The following is an 18147-nucleotide window of genomic DNA, read 5'->3' on the forward strand; positions in this document are numbered from 1 at the left end:
ACCGATTTCCTACACATCCCCAGCTTGTCAGTTCGCCCCTCCAACGCCACACTAGCGGACATGAAAAATGTCAGCCCGACTTACCTCAAGCACCAATTCCTGATCGCCATGCCCCATATGGCCGACCCGAACTTTGCGCACACCTTGACCTATATCGTCGAGCACACGGCCAATGGCGCCATGGGGTTGGTGGTCAACCGCCCGCAGGACCTGAACCTGGCCGATATCCTTGAGCAACTGCGCCCGGAGATCGACCCACCCGCCAGTTGCCAGGCGGTGCCGATCTATTTCGGTGGCCCGGTGCAGACTGACCGGGGCTTTGTCCTGCACCCCAGCGGCCCGACGTTCCAGGCAACCGTCGACCTCGATGGCGTGTCCTTGTCCACCTCCCAGGACGTGCTGTTTGCCATCGCTGATGGCGCCGGCCCGCAGCAGAGCCTGATCACCCTGGGTTACGCAGGGTGGGAAGCCGGGCAACTGGAAGAAGAGTTGGCCAACAATGCCTGGCTGACGTGCCCCTTCGATGCCGACATTCTGTTCAATACCGCCAGCGAGCTGCGCCTCAATGCCGCTGCAAAGCAACTGGGGATCAACCTCAACCTGCTGACCAGCCAGGCGGGGCACGCCTGATGGCCCTGCGACTGATCCTCGGGTTTGACTACGGCACCAAGCAGATTGGCGTTGCCGTGGGCCAGGTCATCACCGGCCAGGCCCGCGAGCTGTGTACCTTAAAGGCACAAAACGGCATCCCGGACTGGAATCAGGTCGAAGCCTTGATCAAGGAGTGGAAGCCCGACGCGGTGGTGGTCGGCCTGCCGCTGAACATGGACGGCACCCCCAGCGACATGTGCTTGCGCGCCGAAAAGTTCGCCCGCCGCCTCAACGGCCGCTACAACCTGCCCTTCTATACCCACGATGAGCGCCTGACGACCTTCGAGGCCAAGGGTGAGCGTCGCGATCGTGGCGGGCAGAAAGGCAGCTACCGCGACAACCCGGTCGACGCCATTGCCGCCGCCTTGCTGCTGCAGGGCTGGCTGGATGAAAACACCGCTTTATTTGAATCCTGACTGACGCGGCTTGCCGCGTCTTCTTACGTTTGAGCCCGGACTTTGCCAGCGTCACGCTGCCCGAGCCCTTGAAGGAGCCACCATGAGCCTGCCCAATCCCGCCGAACTGATCCGTCAGATGGCGACGAGCCTCACGACCCATCTGCAACACCGCGCCATCAGCGAGCCGCGTTTCATCGGTATCCGTACCGGTGGCGTGTGGGTCGCCCAGGCGTTGCTGCAAGAGCTGGGCAGTGACTCGCCCCTGGGCACCCTGGATGTGTCCTTCTACCGCGATGACTTCAGCCAGAACGGCCTGCACCCGCAAGTGCGCCCGTCTGCGCTGCCCTTTGAAATCGAAGGCCAGCACCTGGTACTGATCGATGACGTGCTGATGAGCGGGCGTACCATTCGTGCAGCCATGAACGAGCTGTTCGACTACGGCCGCCCGGCCAGTATCACCCTGGTCTGCCTGCTCGACCTCGAGGCTGGCGAACTGCCGATCAGCCCGGATGTGGTGGGTGCCACCCTGTCGCTTTCAGCCCAACAGCGGGTAAAATTGTCCGGTCCCACGCCGCTCGAACTCGAACTGCAAGACCTCGCCCTTTAAACCGCCTTGTAAAGAGTCCCCGCGATGACGCCTCTAGATGCCAAGCGCCCGCTGCAGCTCAACGCTCAGGGCCAGCTGCAACACTTCCTGTCCCTCGACGGCCTGCCCCGCGAATTGCTCACCGAAATCCTCGACACTGCCGACTCGTTCCTTGAAGTCGGCGGCCGGGCGGTGAAGAAAGTCCCGCTGCTGCGCGGCAAAACCATTTGCAACGTGTTCTTCGAGAACTCGACACGCACCCGCACCACCTTCGAGCTGGCGGCCCAACGCCTGTCAGCCGACGTGATCACCCTGAACGTCTCCACCTCGTCGGCGAGCAAGGGCGAAACCCTGCTCGACACCCTGCGCAACCTGGAGGCCATGGCGGCCGACATGTTCGTGGTGCGCCATGGCGACTCGGGCGCGGCGCACTTTATTGCCGAGCACGTGTGCCCACAGGTGGCGATCATCAACGGCGGCGATGGCCGTCACGCCCACCCGACCCAGGGCATGCTCGACATGCTCACCATCCGTCGGCACAAGGGTGGCTTCGAAAACCTCTCGGTGGCCATCGTTGGCGACATCCTGCACTCGCGGGTGGCGCGCTCGAACATGCTGGCCCTGAAAACCCTCGGCTGCCCGGATATCCGCGTGATCGCGCCGAAAACCCTGCTGCCTATCGGCATCGAGCAATACGGGGTCAAGGTCTACACCGACATGACCGAAGGCCTGAAGGACGTGGATGTGGTGATCATGCTGCGCCTGCAACGCGAGCGCATGGCCGGTGGCCTGCTGCCCAGCGAAGGTGAGTTCTACCGCCTGTTCGGCCTGACCACCGCGCGCCTGGCAGGCGCCAAGCCGGATGCGATTGTCATGCACCCTGGCCCGATCAACCGTGGGGTGGAGATTGAGTCGGCGGTGGCCGACGGCCCGCACTCGGTGATTCTCAACCAGGTCACCTACGGCATCGCGGTACGCATGGCCGTACTGTCCATGGCCATGAGCGGGCAAACTGCCCAACGTCAATTCGAGCAGGAGAAGGCCCAGTGAAGCTCAGCATTCTCGGCGCCCGAGTCATCGATCCGGCCAGCGGCCTGGATCAAGTCACCGATCTGCACCTGGAAGCCGGCAAGATCATTGCCATCGGCGCCGCCCCCAGTGGTTTCAGCCCGGTCGAGAGCATCGACGCCAAAGGCCTGGTCGCCGCGCCCGGCCTGGTAGACCTGAACGTCGCCCTGCGCGAGCCGGGCTACAGCCGCAAAGGCAGCATCGCCAGCGAAACCCGCGCCGCGGCTGCAGGCGGTGTCACTAGCCTGTGCTGCCCACCGCAAACCAAACCGGTGCTGGACACCTCGGCCGTGGCCGAGCTGATCCTCGACCGCGCCCGCGAGGCCGGCAATTGCAAAGTGTTCCCCATCGGCGCCCTGAGCAAAGGCCTGGATGGCGAGCAACTGGCCGAGCTGATTGCCCTGCGTGACGCCGGCTGCGTAGCCTTCGGCAATGGCCTGGAGAGTTTTCGCAGCACCCGCACCCTGTGCCGGGCCCTGGAATACGCCGCCACCTTCGATCTGACCGTGATCTTCCACTCCCAGGACCACGACCTGGCCGAAGGCGGCCTGGCCCACGAAGGCCCCACCGCCAGCTTCCTCGGCCTTGCGGGCATCCCGGAAACCGCAGAAACCGTGGCCCTGGCCCGTGACCTGCTGTTGGTGGAACAAAGCGGCGTACGCGCGCACTTCAGCCAATTGACCAGCGCCCGTGGCGTGGCCCTGATTGCCCAGGCCCAGGCCCGTGGCCTGCCGGTGACCGCCGATGTGGCGTTGTACCAGCTGATCCTGACGGATGAGGCGCTGATCGACTTCTCCAGCCTGTACCACGTACAACCACCCCTGCGCACCCGCGCCGACCGTGATGGTTTGCGTGCGGCGGTGAAGTCGGGGGTGGTTTCGGCGATCTCCAGCCATCACCAACCCCACGAACGGGATGCCAAGCTGGCACCGTTTGGCGCCACAGAGCCTGGGATCAGCAGCGTCGAACTGCTGCTGCCGTTGGCGATGACGCTGGTGGAGGATGGTTTGCTCGACCTGCCAACGTTGCTCGCACGCCTGAGTTCAGGCCCGGCGCAAGCGCTGCGCCTGCCGGCGGGCAAGCTGGCGGTGGGTTCGGCGGCGGATCTGGTGCTGTTTGATCCAGCCAGTTCCACTGTCGCCGGCGAGCAATGGTTGTCCAGGGGTGAAAACTGCCCATTCATCGGGCATAGCTTGCCGGCGAATGTGCGTTACACCCTGGTGGATGGGCGGATCAGCTACCAGGCTTGATCCGATCCAAAGCGGACACGGTCAAAATGTGGGAGCTGGCTTGCCTGCGATACAGGCACCTCGGTGTGTCAGTGACACTGAGGTGATGCAATCGCAGGCAAGCCAGCTCCCACACAAGCCCGCTCCTACAGTTCAGGACCTGCGCTTATCGACCGCCCAGCCGCTCGGCATTGCGCACCGAAATCTGCGTGTTCAGCGTCCAGAAGTCATACAGCACGCCAATCAGGAACAAGCCTCCGGTCACCAAGTACAACAGGCCGGTGAGCCATTTGCCCTGATACATGCGGTGCAAGCCAAACACCCCAAGAAACGCCAACAGAATCCAGGCCACGTTGTATTCAATGGGCCCGGCGGTAAAACGCAGGTCGGCTTCGCGGTCCATTGCCGGGATCAGAAACAGGTCGATTAACCAGCCAATGCCCAGCAAACCAAAGGTGAAGAACCAGATCGTCCCGGTCACCGGCTTGCCGTAATAGAAGCGGTGCGCCCCGGTGAATCCGAAGATCCAGAGCAGGTAACCGATCATCTTGCTGTGGGTGTCCTGTTGCGAAACGCCCTGTCGATAGGTGTTCATGAATGACCTCTTTTGCCTCGATAGATAAATATTTCTGGTTTCTTTGTGACTTTTTTACAGGCACCCGACGTACGGCAAATGATATCGTCGCTCCCCTCAAAGCCTTATGCCGCCTGACTTGTGTAGGACAATTGCGACAGTTCGTCGCGGTTTTCCTGATTTTGACGTCAAGGTTCAGTCGACAAACGGCCTGAGAAAGACACTAAAAGCTGTTATAAAGTTGCGCGCAAACCAACAAGAGCCTGCCTTATGCGACCATTTTTAAAGACATGGCTAACCATTTGCCTATTAATGCCACTGGCCGCCCACGCCACCAATCGTGAGCAACGACTTCCGAACGTTAATGGTTTCACCCCTAAAGTTCACGCCACTACCAACTCTGCCAAATCGGTAAAACTCACCGTCAAGCGCCCGACTCAAGTGAGCAAGGCCCACGGTAAAGCAGTTTCCGGCCTGGTAGCGAGCAATAACCAGCAAAGCAGCAAAGTCCTCAGCCGTGCCGTAAACGTGCTGGGTACTCCTTATCGTTGGGGCGGCAGCAGCCCAAGTAAAGGCTTTGATTGCAGCGGCCTGGTGAAATACGCCTTCAATGATGTGGCTGCGGTGGATTTGCCACGCACCTCCAATGCAATGGCCAGTGGCCACGGGCAGAAGGTTGATCGCAAGGATTTGAAGCCCGGCGACCTATTGTTCTTCAAGCTCAAGAGCCGCCAGGTCAACCATGTAGCCATCTACCTGGGCAACGACCGTTTTATCCACGCGCCGCGCCGTGGCAAGTCGGTCAGCATCGACACCCTGAAAAAGCCGTTCTGGAACAAGAACTACGTGATTGCCAAGCGCGTGCTGCCTAAAGAGCAGAACAACCTGCGCATTGTGCAACGCTGATTCAAGCCTGAAATGCGGTAAACCATGTGGGAGCGGGCTTGCTCGCGAATGCAATAGATCAGCCACCAAAGAGGGTGACTGGCACACCGCATTCGCGAGCAAGCCCGCTCCCACATTTGATTTTTATTGCCCGCAAGACCTCACATGTCGGTAGGCACCCTCGCCTTCTGCTGCGCCTCTTCGCGGCTGACCAGCCCCTGACTCACCAGCCCCTTCAAGCTCATATCCAACGTCTTCATCCCCAACGCCCCACCCGTCTGGATCGCCGAGTACAACTGCGCCACCTTGTCCTCGCGGATCAGGTTACGGATCGCCGGTGTACCGAGCATGATTTCATGGGCCGCCACGCGCCCGCCGCCGACTTTTTTCAGCAACACCTGGGAAACCACCGCCTGCAGCGACTCCGAGAGCATCGAGCGGACCATGGCCTTTTCCCCCGCGGGGAACACATCCACCAGCCGGTCCACGGTCTTTGCCGCCGAACTGGTGTGCAGGGTGCCAAACACCAAGTGCCCGGTTTCAGCCGCCGTCAGGGCCAGGCGGATGGTTTCCAGGTCGCGCAACTCGCCGACCAGGATCACATCCGGGTCTTCGCGCAGCGCAGAACGCAGGGCGGCGGAGAAACTGTGGGTATCGCGATGCACCTGGCGCTGGCTGATCAGCGCCGTGCGCGGTTCATGGACAAATTCGATAGGGTCTTCAAGGGTCAGGATGTGTTGCTGACGGGTGTTGTTGAGGTAATCGATCATCGCCGCCAGGGTGGTGGACTTGCCCGAGCCCGTGGCCCCGGTCACCAGCACCAACCCCCTGGGCAGTTCGGCGATGCGCCGGAACACGTCGCCCAGCCCCAGGCTTTCCAGGCTCTGCACCCGGGAGGGAATCGCGCGAAACACCGCGCCCATCCCTCGGTGCTGCTGGAACACATTGGCGCGAAAGCGCGCCACACCGGGCAACTCGAAGGAAAAATCCGTTTCAAGAGATGTTTCGAAATCCTTTTGCTGGTGTTTATTCATGATCGGGCTGAGTAAGTCCGCTACTTGCGTAGCACTCAATGGGGGCCAGTCGAGTGGCACAACCTCGCCATCGACTCGCATCCTCGGCGCCAACCCTGCCGACAGATGCAGGTCGGAGGCGCCCCGGCTGACGCTGGCGGTCAGCAGTTCAGTGATGTCCATAGGGCTATCCATTTCCAGTAGAATGCCGCGGACTCCATATCCACGGGCGCAACTTGAATGTCGACCATAGCAGACAATATTGGCCTGGTTAGTCAGCGGATCCGTGCTGCGGCCCAGGCCGTGCAGCGCGATGAATCCAGCGTGCATTTGCTGGCGGTCAGCAAGACCAAGCCGGCGCAAGCCGTGCGCGAAGCCTATGCCGCCGGGATGCATGACTTCGGTGAAAACTACTTGCAGGAAGCCCTCGGCAAACAAGCCGAATTAACCGACCTGCCCTTGAGTTGGCACTTCATCGGCCCCATTCAATCGAACAAGACGCGCGCTATCGCCGAGAACTTCGCTTGGGTGCATTCCGTGGACCGCCTGAAAATCGCCCAACGGCTGTCGGAGCAACGCCCGGCCGACCTGCCGCCGCTCAATATCTGCGTTCAGGTCAATGTCAGTGGCGAAGCCAGCAAGTCCGGCTGTACACCCGCCGACTTGCCAGCGCTGGCCGAGGCGATCCAGGCCCTGCCGCGCTTGAAGCTGCGTGGCCTGATGGCGATCCCCGAGCCCACCGACGACCGTGCCCAGCAAGATGCGGCGTTTGCGAAGGTGCGTGACTTGCAAGCGAGCCTGAACCTGGGGCTCGACACACTTTCCATGGGCATGAGCCATGACCTTGAGTCGGCCATTGCCCAAGGGGCCACGTGGGTGCGGATCGGTACCGCCCTGTTTGGTGCCCGCGACTACGGCCAGCCGTGAAATGGCTGACTTCCATCTGAGTAAGGACCTGTCATGAGCAGCACGCGTATAGCCTTTATCGGCGCCGGTAACATGGCGGCCAGCCTGATCGGCGGCCTGCGGGCCAAGGGCCTGGACGCTTCGCAGATTCGCGCCAGCGATCCGGGCGCCGAGACCCGCGCCCGGGTGAGCGCCGAGCACGGTATCGAAACCTTTGCCGACAACGCCGAAGCCATCCAGGGCGTCGACGTGATTGTGCTGGCGGTCAAGCCACAGGCCATGAAAGCCGTGTGCGAAGCGTTGCGCCCAAGCCTGGCAACGCAACAACTGGTGGTGTCGATTGCCGCCGGCATCAATTGCGCCAGCATGAACAACTGGCTCGGCGCCCAGCCCATCGTACGTTGCATGCCCAACACGCCATCACTGCTGCGCCAAGGCGTCAGCGGCCTGTACGCCACCACCCAAGTGAGCGCCGAGCAACGTGAGCAGGCCCAGGAGCTGTTGTCGGCCGTGGGTGTGGCCCTGTGGCTGGACGAAGAACAGCAACTGGACGCCGTCACCGCCGTGTCCGGCAGTGGCCCGGCGTATTTCTTCCTGCTGGTCGAAGCCATGACCGCGGCTGGCGTGAAGCTGGGCCTGCCACGGGAAATCGCCGAGCAACTGACTCAGCAAACCGCCCTCGGCGCCGCACATATGGTGGTGTCCAGCGATGTGGACGCGGCCGAGTTGCGTCGTCGCGTGACCTCGCCCAATGGCACCACGCAGGCTGCCATCGAATCGTTCCAGGCCGGGGGCTTTGAAGCCCTGGTCGAAAAAGCACTGGGTGCCGCCGCGCACCGCTCGGCCGAACTGGCCGAACAACTGGGTCAATAAGGAGCCAATATGATTGGTTTGAACACCGCAGCCGTCTACGTGCTGCAAACCCTCGGCAGCCTGTATCTGCTGATCGTACTGTTGCGTTTTGTCCTGCAACTGGTACGCGCCAACTTCTATAACCCGCTCTGCCAATTCGCCGTGAAGGCCACCCAGCCGCTGCTCAAGCCCTTGCGCCGGGTGATCCCGAGCCTGTTCGGCCTGGACATGTCGTCGCTGGTCCTGGCGATCCTGGTCCAACTGGCGCTGATGGCCCTGACGCTGCTGCTGACCTACGGCACCACCGGCAACTTCCTGCAACTGCTGGTCTGGGCCTTGATCGGCGTGACCGCGCTGTTCCTGAAGATTTTCTTCTTCGCCCTGATCATCAGCGTGATCCTGTCCTGGGTCGCACCGGGCAGCCATAACCCTGGCGCCGAGCTGGTCAACCAGATCTGCGAGCCGGCCCTGGCGCCGTTCCGCAAGATCCTGCCGAACCTGGGCGGCCTGGATATCTCGCCGATCCTCGCGTTCATGGTGCTCAAGCTCCTGGACATGCTGGTGATCAACAACCTGGCGGCGATGACCATGATGCCGGACATCCTGCGCCTGCTGATCTGACCTTTGTAGGAGCCGGCTTGCCGGCGATGGCACCCGCGAAAACGCCATCGCCGGCAAGCTGGCTCCCACAGAAACAAGCCGTCATCAGCCAGGACAAGGTTCGCTTGCCGCTGGCCCCCCCGCTCTTTAGACTTACGCCTCATTTAAACGAGAGCAGGGTCGATGCCAGCTGCCTTCCCCCCCGATTCTGTTGGACTGGTCGTGCCCCAAGTGGCGCACTTCAGCGAACCCCTGGCCCTGGCCTGCGGTCGATCGCTGCCGGCCTATGACCTGATCTATGAAACCTACGGCCAGCTGAACGCCACGGCGAGCAATGCCGTGCTGATCTGCCACGCCCTTTCTGGCCATCACCACGCCGCCGGCTACCACAGCGCCGACGAGCGCAAGCCCGGCTGGTGGGACAGTTGCATCGGCCCCGGCAAGCCCATCGACACCAATAAGTTCTTTGTGGTCAGCCTGAACAACCTCGGCGGCTGCAACGGCTCCACCGGCCCCAGCAGCCTCAACCCGGAGACCGGCAAGCCGTTCGGCGCCGACTTCCCGGTGCTGACCGTGGAAGACTGGGTGCACAGCCAGGCGCGCCTGGCCGACCTGCTCGGCATAAGCCGATGGGCAGCGGTGATCGGCGGCAGCCTGGGCGGCATGCAGGCGCTGCAATGGACCATCACTTACCCCGACCGCGTGCGCCATTGCCTGGCCATCGCCTCGGCCCCCAAGTTGTCGGCGCAGAACATCGCGTTCAACGAAGTGGCGCGCCAGGCAATCCTCACCGACCCCGAGTTCCACGGTGGTTCGTTCCAGGAAGCCGGGGTGATCCCCAAGCGCGGCTTGATGCTGGCGCGGATGGTCGGGCATATCACCTACCTGTCGGATGACTCCATGGGCGAGAAATTCGGCCGCGGGCTCAAGAGCGAGAAGCTCAACTACGACTTCCACAGCGTCGAATTCCAGGTCGAAAGCTACCTGCGTTACCAGGGCGAGGAGTTCTCCGGGCGTTTCGACGCCAACACCTACCTGCTGATGACCAAGGCCCTGGACTACTTCGACCCGGCGGCAAACTTTGATGACGACCTGGCAAAGACCTTCGAGGGTGCCACCGCCAAGTTCTGCGTGATGTCGTTCACCACCGACTGGCGCTTCTCTCCGGCCCGCTCGCGGGAACTGGTGGATGCGCTGATGGCCGCCCGCAAAGACGTGTGCTACCTGGAGATCGATGCACCGCAAGGCCACGACGCCTTCCTGATCCCGATCCCGCGCTACCTGCAGGCGTTCAGCAACTACATGAACCGCATTACATTGTGAGAAAGCCATGAGAGCCGACCTGGAAATCATCCAAGACTGGATCCCCGCCGGCAGCCGCGTGCTCGACCTGGGTTGCGGCGATGGCGAACTGCTGAGCTGGCTGCGCGACAACAAGCAAGTCACCGGCTATGGCCTGGAAAACGACCCGGACAACATCGCCCAGTGTGTGGCCAAGGGCATCAACGTGATCGAGCAGGACCTGGACAAGGGCCTGGGCAACTTTGCCAGCAACAGCTTCGATATCGTGGTGATGACCCAGGCCCTGCAGGCCGTGCACTACCCGGATCGGATTCTCGACGAGATGTTGCGCGTCGGCCGCCAATGCATCATCACCTTCCCCAATTTCGGCCACTGGCGCTGCCGCTGGTACCTGGCCACCAAGGGCCGGATGCCGGTATCGGATTTCCTGCCGTACACCTGGTACAACACGCCGAACATTCACTTCTGCACCTTCGAAGATTTCGAGGCGTTGTGCAGTGGGCGTGAAGCCAAGGTCATCAACCGCCTGGCCGTCGATCAACAGCATCGCCACGGCTGGGCGAGTAAGCTATGGCCTAATCTTTTGGGTGAAATCGGAATTTACCGGGTCAGCAGTCCTGGCCTGACCGATCATCAGATTGCCGTCTAACCATTTTCGAGGAGGACGATCATGAGTCGCCTGGCTATTTTTCTACTCACCGCCTGCCTGGGCGCCAGCGCCATGGCCGCCGGCCCTATCGACAGTAACCGGCAGAAGGCGTTTGGTGATATCACCGTGCACTACAGCACCTTCACCTCCAGCTTCCTGCAACCCGAGACGGCCCAGGCCGTGGGCGTGGTGCGCAGCAAGAACAAGGGCATGATCAATGTCTCGGTGATCAAGGGCGTGGAGCCTGTGGCCGCGCAAGTGACCGGCACGATCAAGGACTTGACCGGCAAGAGCGAAATGCTGACGTTCAAGCAGATCACCGAAAAAGGCGCGATCTACTACCTCGCCCCCTACTCGGTGCCGCAGCAGGAATTCCGCACCTTTACCATCAATGTTGAAACCGGCGGCAAGGCCCACGGTTTCAGTTTCACCCAAGAACTGTTCCCGGCCGAATAATGAACCTGACACAACTCGTACTGGCCAGCCACAACGCCGGCAAACTCAAGGAACTCCAGGCCATGCTCGGCGAATCGGTGCAATTGCGCTCGATTGGCGAGTTCAGCCAGGTGGAACCTGAAGAAACCGGCCTGTCGTTCGTCGAAAACGCCATCCTCAAGGCCCGCAATGCCGCGCGCATTTCCGGCCTGCCGGCACTGGCCGACGATTCTGGCCTGGCCGTGGACTTCCTCGGCGGCGCCCCTGGCATCTATTCGGCGCGGTATGCCGACGGCAAAGGCGACGCGGCGAACAATGCCAAGTTGCTGGACGCGCTCAAGGATGTACCGGACGCGATGCGTGGCGCGCAGTTCGTGTGCGTGCTGGCCCTGGTGCGGCATGCCGATGACCCGCTGCCGATTCTCTGCGAAGGCCTGTGGCACGGGCGCATCCTGCATGCCGCCAGTGGCGAGCATGGGTTTGGCTATGACCCGCTGTTCTGGGTGCCGGAGCGCAATGTCTCCAGCGCCGAACTGAGTCCGGCCGACAAGAACCAGATCAGCCACCGCGCCCGCGCAATGGCTTTGCTGCGCCAGCGTCTGGGCTTGAAATGACCCAGAACACCTCCGCGCAGCCACTGATCCTCGGTGGCGCGCAAACACCTCGGGCGGCCCTGCCAGTGCTGCCGCCCCTGGCGCTGTACATCCACATCCCGTGGTGCGTGCGTAAATGCCCCTATTGCGACTTCAACTCCCACACCGCCAGTAAGGTGCTGCCGGAGCAAGAGTATGTCGATGCGTTGCTGGCGGACCTGGATCAGGATCTGCACGCGGTGTATGGCCGCGAGTTGAGCTCGATCTTCTTTGGCGGCGGCACGCCAAGCCTGTTCAGTGCTGCGGCGCTGGGCCGATTGCTGGAGGGCGTGGAGCAACGCATACCGTTTGCCCGCGACATCGAGATCACCCTGGAAGCCAACCCCGGCACCTTCGAGCAAGAGAAGTTCGTCGCCTACCGCAAGCTGGGGATCAACCGCCTGTCCATCGGCATCCAGAGTTTCCAGCAGGAAAAGCTCAAGGCCCTGGGCCGCATTCACAACGGCGACGAAGCCGTGCGCGCCGCCGGCATGGCGCGCCAGGCCGGGTTCGATAACTTCAACCTGGACCTGATGCACGGTTTGCCCGATCAATCCCTGGACGATGCCTTGAGCGACCTGTGCCAGGCCATCGCCCTCAAGCCGACCCACCTGTCGTGGTACCAACTGACCCTGGAACCCAACACAGTGTTCTGGAACCAGCCGCCGACGCTGCCGGAAGACGACACCCTGTGGGATATCCAGGAAGCCGGCCAAGCCCTGCTCGCCGCCCACGGATACGCCCAGTACGAAGTTTCGGCCTATGCCCAGCCGGGTCGCCCCGCACGGCATAACCTCAACTACTGGAGCTTTGGCGACTTTATTGGCATCGGTGCCGGCGCCCACGGCAAGCTCAGCCATCCTGACGGGCGCATCGTGCGCACCTGGAAGACTCGCGCACCAAAGGACTACCTCAACCCGGCCAAAAGCTTTCAGGCAGGCATGAAAGAGCTGACCAACGAAGAGTTGCCTTTCGAGTTCCTGATGAACGCCCTGCGCCTTACCGACGGCGTTGAAGCCAGGCTTTACGCCGAACGCACGGGCCTGGACCTGGCCAGCCTGGACGAGGCCCGACGCGAGGCAGAACAAAGTGGCTTATTGCAGGTCGAACCGTCACGCCTGGCGGCCACCGACCGTGGGCAACTCTTTCTCAATGACCTGCTGCAGAAGTTTTTGAGCTGATCGCTCTAAGGAAATCGAATGGATCTGGTACTCGACCTGCTTGCCACCGTATCCCGCTGGAGCCGCAGTAACCTGTCAGAAATATCCCTGGCGCTTGTCGGCTGCTTGCTGGTGCTGTTCGGCGCCGACATCAAGGGCTGGGTCGAAGCGCGCCTGGGCAACATCGCCGGCGCCTTGCGCGTACCGTTGATGGCCCTGCTGTGCATGATCGGCAGCGGTGCCGCGCTGATCTACGCCACGCCGTGGATTGTGCGGGGGTTGAGCCAGTTCAATAACTACAGTTTGGCGCCGGTGTTGCTGGTGGTGCTGGTGTTGATTGGCGTGGTTGCCGACCGCCGCTGACTAAAAGCCCACCACCAAAAAACTGTAGGAGCGAGCTTGCTCGCGAAGAACGTCAACGATAACGCCGAGCTATCAGGTAGCCCGCGTCGCCTGTCCGTTTTTCGCGAGCAAGCTCGCTCCTACAGTTGATCGCATTTCAGTCTTCTAGCTGATCAAGCCAGCTTTTTGAACTTCAAATCCCATGCTGGTGATCGGGCGCTCGGCCGGGACTGACCAAACCCCCAACACCAAAAAACTGTAGGAGCGAGCTTGCTCGCGAAGAACGTCAACGATAACGCCGAGCTATCAGGTAGCCCGTGTCGCCTGCCCGTTTTTCGCGAGCAAGCTCGCTCCTACAGTTGATCGCATTTCAGTCTTCTAGCTGATCAAGCCAGTTTTTCGAACTTCAAATCCCATGCTGGTGATCGGGCGCTCGGCCGGGACTGACTAAAAGCCCAACACCAAAAAACTGTAGGAGCGAGCTTGCTCGCGAAGAACGTCAACGATAACGACGAGCTATCAGGTAGCCCGCGTCGCCTGTCCGTTTTTCGCGAGCAAGCTCGCTCCTACAGTTGATCGCATTTCAGTCTTCTAGCTGGTCAAGCCAGCTTTTCGAACTTCAAATCCCATGCTGGTGATCGGGCACTCGGCCGGGACTGACCAAAAGCCCACCACCAAAAAACTGTAGGAGCGAGCTTGCTCGCGAAGAACGTCAACGATAACGACGAGCTATCAGGTAGCCCGCGTCGCCTGTCCGTTTTTCGCGAGCAAGCTCGCTCCTACAGTTGATCGCATTTCAGTCTTCTAGCTGGTCAAGCCAGCTTTTCGAACTTCAAATCCCAAACCCCATGCCCCAATCGCTCGCCACGGCGTTCGAACTTGGTGATCGGGCGCTCGGCCGGGCGTGGCACGCATTGACCGTCTTCGGCCAGGTTGCGGTAGCCAGGGGCGACGTTCATCACTTCCAGCATGTACTCCGCGTAAGGTTCCCAGTCGGTGGCCATGTGCAGGATGCCGCCCACTTTCAGCTTGCTGCGTACCAGTTCCGCGAAGGAGGCCTGGACGATGCGGCGCTTGTGGTGGCGGCTCTTGTGCCATGGATCCGGGAAAAACAGCATCAGGCGGTCGAGGCTGTTGTCGGCAATGCAGCGGTTGAGCACTTCGATCGCGTCGCAGTCGTAGACACGCAGGTTTTTCAGGCCCTGAGTCAGCACGCCGTTAAGCAATGCACCTACGCCCGGACGGTGGACTTCCACGCCGATAAAATCTTGCTCGGGCGACGCTGCGGCCATTTCCAGCAGGGAATGGCCCATGCCGAAGCCGATTTCCAGGGAGCGCGGGGCCGAACGGCCAAACACCTGGTCGAAGTCCACCGGCGCATCGGCCAGGGGCAGGACGAACAACGGCGTGCCCTGGTCCAGGCCCTTTTGCTGGCCTTCGGTCATGCGCCCGGCACGCATCACAAAGCTTTTGATGCGGCGGTGCTTGGACTCGTCGCCTTCTTCCACGGGGTTCGGCGTTTCGTTTGATTCAGTCATCAATGGCTCTTACTTGATCAGACCATCCAGCGGCGAGGAGGCGCTGGCGTAAAGTTTTTTCGGCATACGCCCGGCGAGGTACGCCAGGCGGCCGGCGACAATCGCGTGTTTCATGGCTTCGGCCATCATGATCGGCTGTTGCGCGTTGGCGATAGCGGAGTTCATCAGCACCGCCTCGCAGCCCAGCTCCATGGCGATAGTGGCGTCGGACGCGGTACCGACGCCGGCATCCACCAGCACCGGGATCTCCGCTTCTTCAAGGATGATCTGCAGGTTGTACGGGTTGCAGATCCCCAGGCCAGTACCGATCAGGCCGGCCAGCGGCATGACCGCGATGCAGCCGATTTCGGCCAGTTGGCGCGCGATGATCGGGTCATCGCTGGTGTAGACCATCACGTCAAAACCTTCCTTGACCAGGGTTTCAGCGGCCTTGAGGGTTTCGATCACGTTGGGGAACAGGGTTTTCTGATCAGCCAGCACTTCCAGCTTCACCAGGTTGTGGCCGTCGAGCAGCTCACGGGCCAGGCGGCAAGTGCGCACGGCTTCGATGGCGTCGTAGCAACCGGCGGTGTTGGGCAGGATGGTGTAGCGATCCGGCGGCAGGATATCCAGCAAGTTCGGTTCGCCCGGGTTCTGGCCGATGTTGGTGCGGCGCACCGCCACCGTCACGATCTCGGCGCCCGAGGCTTCGATAGCCAGGCGGGTTTCTTCCATGTCGCGGTATTTACCGGTGCCTACCAGCAAACGCGACTGGTAGGTACGACCGGCCAGGACGAAGGGCTTGTCGCTACGAACGATGCTCATGGGAAATCCTCGAGTTGGGGTGAGGTTCTGCAGAATTCGGGTAGTTGCCCCAGGGCTAGCCGCCGCCGATGGCGTGGACCACTTCGACCTGGTCGCCTTCGGCAAGGGCGGTTTCGGTGTGCTGGCTACGCGGCACGATATCCTGGTTGAGCTCCACTGCGACGCGACGCCCGGTCAGTTCCAGACGGGTCAGCAGGGCCGCGACGGTTTCACCGTCGGGCAGTTCATAGGATTCGCCGTTCAATTGAATGCGCATGCCACGGGCCGCCATCGTTTTTAGGGGCCAGCATTCTAGCCTGATCGTGACCTGAAGGTCAGCTACAAGCGTCAGGCGGTCAGTTGCAGGCGCCAGGCGGCGAGCCCCAGGCACAGCCAGCCAATCAGGAATGCCAGGCCGCCAAACGGGGTGATGATCCCCAGTTTGCCGATGCCGACGGTAGTCAGCAGATACAGGCTACCGGAGAACAACAGGATACCGATGCTGAACGACACCCCCGCCCACATCACCAGGCGCCCGGGAATATGCGCCGCCAGCAAGGCCACGCCAAACAACGCCAGGGCATGCACCAGTTGGTAAGTCACGCCGGTATGGAAAATCGCCAGGTATTCAGCACTCAGGCTTTTTTTCAGGCCATGGGCAGCGAACGCGCCGAGGGCAACACCGGTAAAACCGAAAAAGGCAGCCAACATCAGAAAGCCACGCAGCATGAGGAACTCCAGTCAGACTCAAAGGGCCGGGTCTGTATAATGGCCCGCTCAACGGGTTCGGCCAAGCCATCTCTATGCTGCGTGTCCTCTTCAGTCGTTTTCTCAAAGTCGTGAAATGGTTCGTCATCGCCAGTGTTTTGCTGGTGCTGCTGTTTCGTGTCGTCCCGCCACCGTTCACCGCGCTGATGGTCGAGCGCAAGATCGAATCCTGGGTCGACGGCGAGCCTATTGACCTGCAACGCAGTTGGGTGCCGTGGGACGAGATCTCCGATGACCTGAAATTGGCGGTCATGGCCGGCGAAGACCAGCGTTTCCCGCAGCATTGGGGTTTTGACTTTGGCGCGATCCAGGCCGCCCTGCTGCATAACGAGCGCGGCGGCTCGCTGCGTGGCGCCAGCACGCTGAGCCAGCAGGTGTCGAAGAACCTGTTCCTGTGGGCAGGCCGCAGTTATCTGCGCAAGGGCCTGGAAGCCTGGTTTACCGGATTGATCGAGATCCTCTGGCCCAAGCAACGGATCCTTGAGGTGTACTTGAACAGCGTGGAGTGGGATGAGGGGGTGTTTGGCGCAGAGGCCGCAGCGCGACACCATTTCGGGGTGAGTGCCAAGGGGCTTTCGCGGCAGCAGGCCAGCTATCTGGCCGCAGTGCTGCCTAATCCGCGGGCTTGGAGTGCCAGCCACCCAACCGCGTATGTGGCGCGGCGGGCGGCTTGGATTCGCCAGCAGATGGGCCAGCTGGGCGGCACGGGCTACTTGAATGAGCTGAACACCACGCGAAAGGCGCCGTGGTCCAATTGACGCCACACAAAGCCGGCTCCTACAGGGGCGCGACACAAACAAAAATGCCCCGATCTTTCGATCGGGGCATTTTTTTGGCCGTTCGCTGCGTGTTAGGCGGCGATCGACAGTTTCAGCTTGTTCATCGCGCTCTTCTCAAGCTGACGAATCCGCTCGGCCGACACGTTGTACTTTTGCGCCAGGTCGTGCAGCGTGGCTTTTTCTTCTGCCAGCCAACGCTGGTAGAGGATGTCACGACTGCGGTCGTCCAGCACTTCCAGTGCTTCGTGCAGGTTGTGGTTGGAGTTGTCGCTCCAATCGGCATCTTCCAGTTGACGCGCCGGATCGTACCGGTGGTCTTCCAGGTAGTTGGCCGGCGATTGGAAGGCGCTGTCGTCGTCCGCTTCAGCGGCCGGGTCGAAGGCCATGTCATGGCCGGTCAGGCGACTTTCCATCTCGCGCACTTCCCGAGGCTCCACACCGAGGCTTTCAGCCACACGGTGGACTTCCTCGTTGTTCAGCCACGCCAGGCGTTTCTTCTGGCTGCGCAGGTTGAAGAACAGCTTGCGCTGGGCCTTGGTGGTCGCCACTTTCACAATGCGCCAGTTGCGCAGGATGAACTCGTGGATTTCCGCCTTGATCCAGTGCACGGCGAACGAAACCAACCGCACACCCATTTCCGGGTTGAAGCGTTTTACAGCCTTCATCAGGCCGACGTTGCCTTCCTGGATCAGGTCAGCCTGGGCCAGGCCGTAGCCGCTATAGCTACGGGCGATATGTACGACAAAACGCAGGTGGGCGAGCACCATCTGCCGAGCCGCCCCCAAATCCTGCTCATAGTAGAGACTCTCGGCCAGTTCACGCTCCTGCTCGGGCGTCAGCAAAGGAATGCTGTTGACCGTGTGCACATAGGCTTCCAGGTTCGCGCCTGGGACCAGAGCATAAGCAGGTTGCAAAGAAGTGGTCATACGAAAAAACCTCCGACTCACATAACTCGTGCAGTTCAGCACTGCGAAAATTGACCGGAAACCGTAGGACA

General features: G+C 61.3%; 23 protein-coding genes. 16 read left to right on the forward strand and 7 right to left on the reverse strand.

The genetic code is table 11. From position 1 onward, the window contains the following. The first annotated feature begins 60 nt into the window (after window positions 1-60). From HKK57_RS07315 to HKK57_RS07335, 5 genes are all read left to right on the forward strand, one after another. Window positions 61-630, forward strand: a complete 570-nt coding sequence (locus tag HKK57_RS07315; RefSeq protein ID WP_029300463.1) for a YqgE/AlgH family protein — start codon at window positions 61-63, stop codon at window positions 628-630. Continuing rightward, entirely contained in the window at window positions 630-1067 is a 438-nt protein-coding gene (gene ruvX / locus HKK57_RS07320) for a Holliday junction resolvase RuvX (protein ID WP_005792259.1), read from the forward strand. The genes HKK57_RS07315 and ruvX overlap by 1 nt, the downstream gene beginning before the upstream one ends. 82 nt (window positions 1068-1149) lie before the next feature. Then, the gene (gene pyrR / locus HKK57_RS07325; protein WP_029300467.1) at window positions 1150-1656 is read left to right on the forward strand and encodes a bifunctional pyr operon transcriptional regulator/uracil phosphoribosyltransferase PyrR; all 507 of its coding nucleotides are present in this window, start codon (window positions 1150-1152) and stop codon (window positions 1654-1656) included. A gap of 24 nt (window positions 1657-1680) precedes the next feature. Continuing rightward, a complete protein-coding gene (locus HKK57_RS07330; protein ID WP_029300469.1) occupies window positions 1681-2685 on the forward strand; it encodes an aspartate carbamoyltransferase catalytic subunit in 1005 nt (334 codons plus the stop codon). Then, entirely contained in the window at window positions 2682-3953 is a 1272-nt protein-coding gene (locus tag HKK57_RS07335; RefSeq protein ID WP_104911123.1) for a dihydroorotase, read from the forward strand. Before HKK57_RS07330 ends, HKK57_RS07335 begins: the two co-directional genes overlap by 4 nt. Window positions 3954-4098: 145 nt before the next feature. Here the strand turns inward: HKK57_RS07335 and HKK57_RS07340 are convergent, their stop codons facing one another. Beyond that, window positions 4099-4527, reverse strand: a complete 429-nt coding sequence (locus HKK57_RS07340) for an NINE protein (protein ID WP_029300473.1) — start codon at window positions 4525-4527, stop codon at window positions 4099-4101. Window positions 4528-4776: 249 nt separating this feature from the next. Here HKK57_RS07340 and HKK57_RS07345 point away from each other — a divergent pair, with 249 nt between their 5' ends. Beyond that, window positions 4777-5412, forward strand: a complete 636-nt coding sequence (locus tag HKK57_RS07345) for a C40 family peptidase (RefSeq protein WP_092231123.1) — start codon at window positions 4777-4779, stop codon at window positions 5410-5412. A 140-nt stretch (window positions 5413-5552) separates the two neighbouring features. Here the strand turns inward: HKK57_RS07345 and HKK57_RS07350 are convergent, their stop codons facing one another. Then, the gene (locus HKK57_RS07350) at window positions 5553-6587 is read right to left on the reverse strand and encodes a type IV pilus twitching motility protein PilT (protein ID WP_092231125.1); all 1035 of its coding nucleotides are present in this window, start codon (window positions 6585-6587) and stop codon (window positions 5553-5555) included. A gap of 57 nt (window positions 6588-6644) precedes the next feature. On the opposite strand from HKK57_RS07350, the gene HKK57_RS07355 reads away from it, so the two are divergent. The 9 genes from HKK57_RS07355 (at window position 6645) to HKK57_RS07395 (ending at window position 13303) form a co-directional block, all read left to right on the forward strand. Next, a complete protein-coding gene (locus HKK57_RS07355; RefSeq protein ID WP_029300479.1) occupies window positions 6645-7331 on the forward strand; it encodes a YggS family pyridoxal phosphate-dependent enzyme in 687 nt (228 codons plus the stop codon). 33 nt (window positions 7332-7364) lie between these two features. Continuing rightward, a complete protein-coding gene (gene proC, locus HKK57_RS07360) occupies window positions 7365-8183 on the forward strand; it encodes a pyrroline-5-carboxylate reductase (RefSeq protein WP_169389984.1) in 819 nt (272 codons plus the stop codon). Window positions 8184-8192: 9 nt separating this feature from the next. Then, the gene (locus HKK57_RS07365; RefSeq protein WP_029300481.1) at window positions 8193-8783 is read left to right on the forward strand and encodes a YggT family protein; all 591 of its coding nucleotides are present in this window, start codon (window positions 8193-8195) and stop codon (window positions 8781-8783) included. Window positions 8784-8945: 162 nt separating this feature from the next. Continuing rightward, window positions 8946-10085 carry a homoserine O-succinyltransferase MetX gene (metX, locus tag HKK57_RS07370; protein WP_029300483.1) on the forward strand — a complete coding sequence of 380 codons (1140 nt, stop codon included), beginning with the start codon at window positions 8946-8948 and terminating at the stop codon, window positions 10083-10085. A 7-nt stretch (window positions 10086-10092) separates the two neighbouring features. Beyond that, window positions 10093-10713: a methionine biosynthesis protein MetW gene (metW, locus tag HKK57_RS07375; RefSeq protein ID WP_029300485.1), complete on the forward strand. Its 621-nt coding sequence runs from the start codon at window positions 10093-10095 to the stop codon at window positions 10711-10713. 21 nt (window positions 10714-10734) lie between these two features. Further along, window positions 10735-11169 carry a DUF4426 domain-containing protein gene (locus HKK57_RS07380; RefSeq protein ID WP_029300487.1) on the forward strand — a complete coding sequence of 145 codons (435 nt, stop codon included), beginning with the start codon at window positions 10735-10737 and terminating at the stop codon, window positions 11167-11169. Beyond that, window positions 11166-11762, forward strand: a complete 597-nt coding sequence (rdgB, locus tag HKK57_RS07385; protein ID WP_029300489.1) for an RdgB/HAM1 family non-canonical purine NTP pyrophosphatase — start codon at window positions 11166-11168, stop codon at window positions 11760-11762. The genes HKK57_RS07380 and rdgB overlap by 4 nt, the downstream gene beginning before the upstream one ends. Beyond that, window positions 11759-12961: a radical SAM family heme chaperone HemW gene (hemW, locus tag HKK57_RS07390; RefSeq protein WP_237150404.1), complete on the forward strand. Its 1203-nt coding sequence runs from the start codon at window positions 11759-11761 to the stop codon at window positions 12959-12961. Before rdgB ends, hemW begins: the two co-directional genes overlap by 4 nt. Before the next feature lie 18 nt (window positions 12962-12979). Continuing rightward, the gene (locus tag HKK57_RS07395) at window positions 12980-13303 is read left to right on the forward strand and encodes a DUF3392 domain-containing protein (protein ID WP_029300493.1); all 324 of its coding nucleotides are present in this window, start codon (window positions 12980-12982) and stop codon (window positions 13301-13303) included. Window positions 13304-14094: 791 nt separating this feature from the next. On the opposite strand, the gene trmB is transcribed toward HKK57_RS07395, so the two are convergent. The 4 genes from trmB to HKK57_RS07415 form a co-directional block, all read right to left on the reverse strand. Then, window positions 14095-14820: a tRNA (guanosine(46)-N7)-methyltransferase TrmB gene (gene trmB / locus HKK57_RS07400; RefSeq protein WP_029300750.1), complete on the reverse strand. Its 726-nt coding sequence runs from the start codon at window positions 14818-14820 to the stop codon at window positions 14095-14097. Between the two features lie 9 nt (window positions 14821-14829). After that, window positions 14830-15624: a thiazole synthase gene (locus HKK57_RS07405; protein ID WP_169389985.1), complete on the reverse strand. Its 795-nt coding sequence runs from the start codon at window positions 15622-15624 to the stop codon at window positions 14830-14832. Between the two features lie 55 nt (window positions 15625-15679). Continuing rightward, window positions 15680-15880 carry a sulfur carrier protein ThiS gene (gene thiS / locus HKK57_RS07410; RefSeq protein ID WP_029300748.1) on the reverse strand — a complete coding sequence of 67 codons (201 nt, stop codon included), beginning with the start codon at window positions 15878-15880 and terminating at the stop codon, window positions 15680-15682. A 71-nt stretch (window positions 15881-15951) separates the two neighbouring features. After that, window positions 15952-16332 (reverse strand): DUF423 domain-containing protein, encoded by a 381-nt coding sequence (locus HKK57_RS07415; protein ID WP_029300746.1) that lies wholly within the window; start codon window positions 16330-16332, stop codon window positions 15952-15954. 74 nt (window positions 16333-16406) lie between these two features. Here HKK57_RS07415 and mtgA point away from each other — a divergent pair, with 74 nt between their 5' ends. Beyond that, a complete protein-coding gene (gene mtgA, locus HKK57_RS07420; protein ID WP_029300744.1) occupies window positions 16407-17129 on the forward strand; it encodes a monofunctional biosynthetic peptidoglycan transglycosylase in 723 nt (240 codons plus the stop codon). A gap of 92 nt (window positions 17130-17221) precedes the next feature. Here the strand turns inward: mtgA and rpoH are convergent, their stop codons facing one another. Next, entirely contained in the window at window positions 17222-18076 is an 855-nt protein-coding gene (rpoH, locus tag HKK57_RS07425; protein WP_003176698.1) for an RNA polymerase sigma factor RpoH, read from the reverse strand. Between the last annotated feature and the right edge of the window lie 71 nt (window positions 18077-18147).

The organism is Pseudomonas sp. ADAK21 (assembly GCF_012935735.1).
Taxonomy (GTDB): Bacteria; Pseudomonadota; Gammaproteobacteria; order Pseudomonadales; family Pseudomonadaceae; genus Aquipseudomonas; species Aquipseudomonas proteolytica.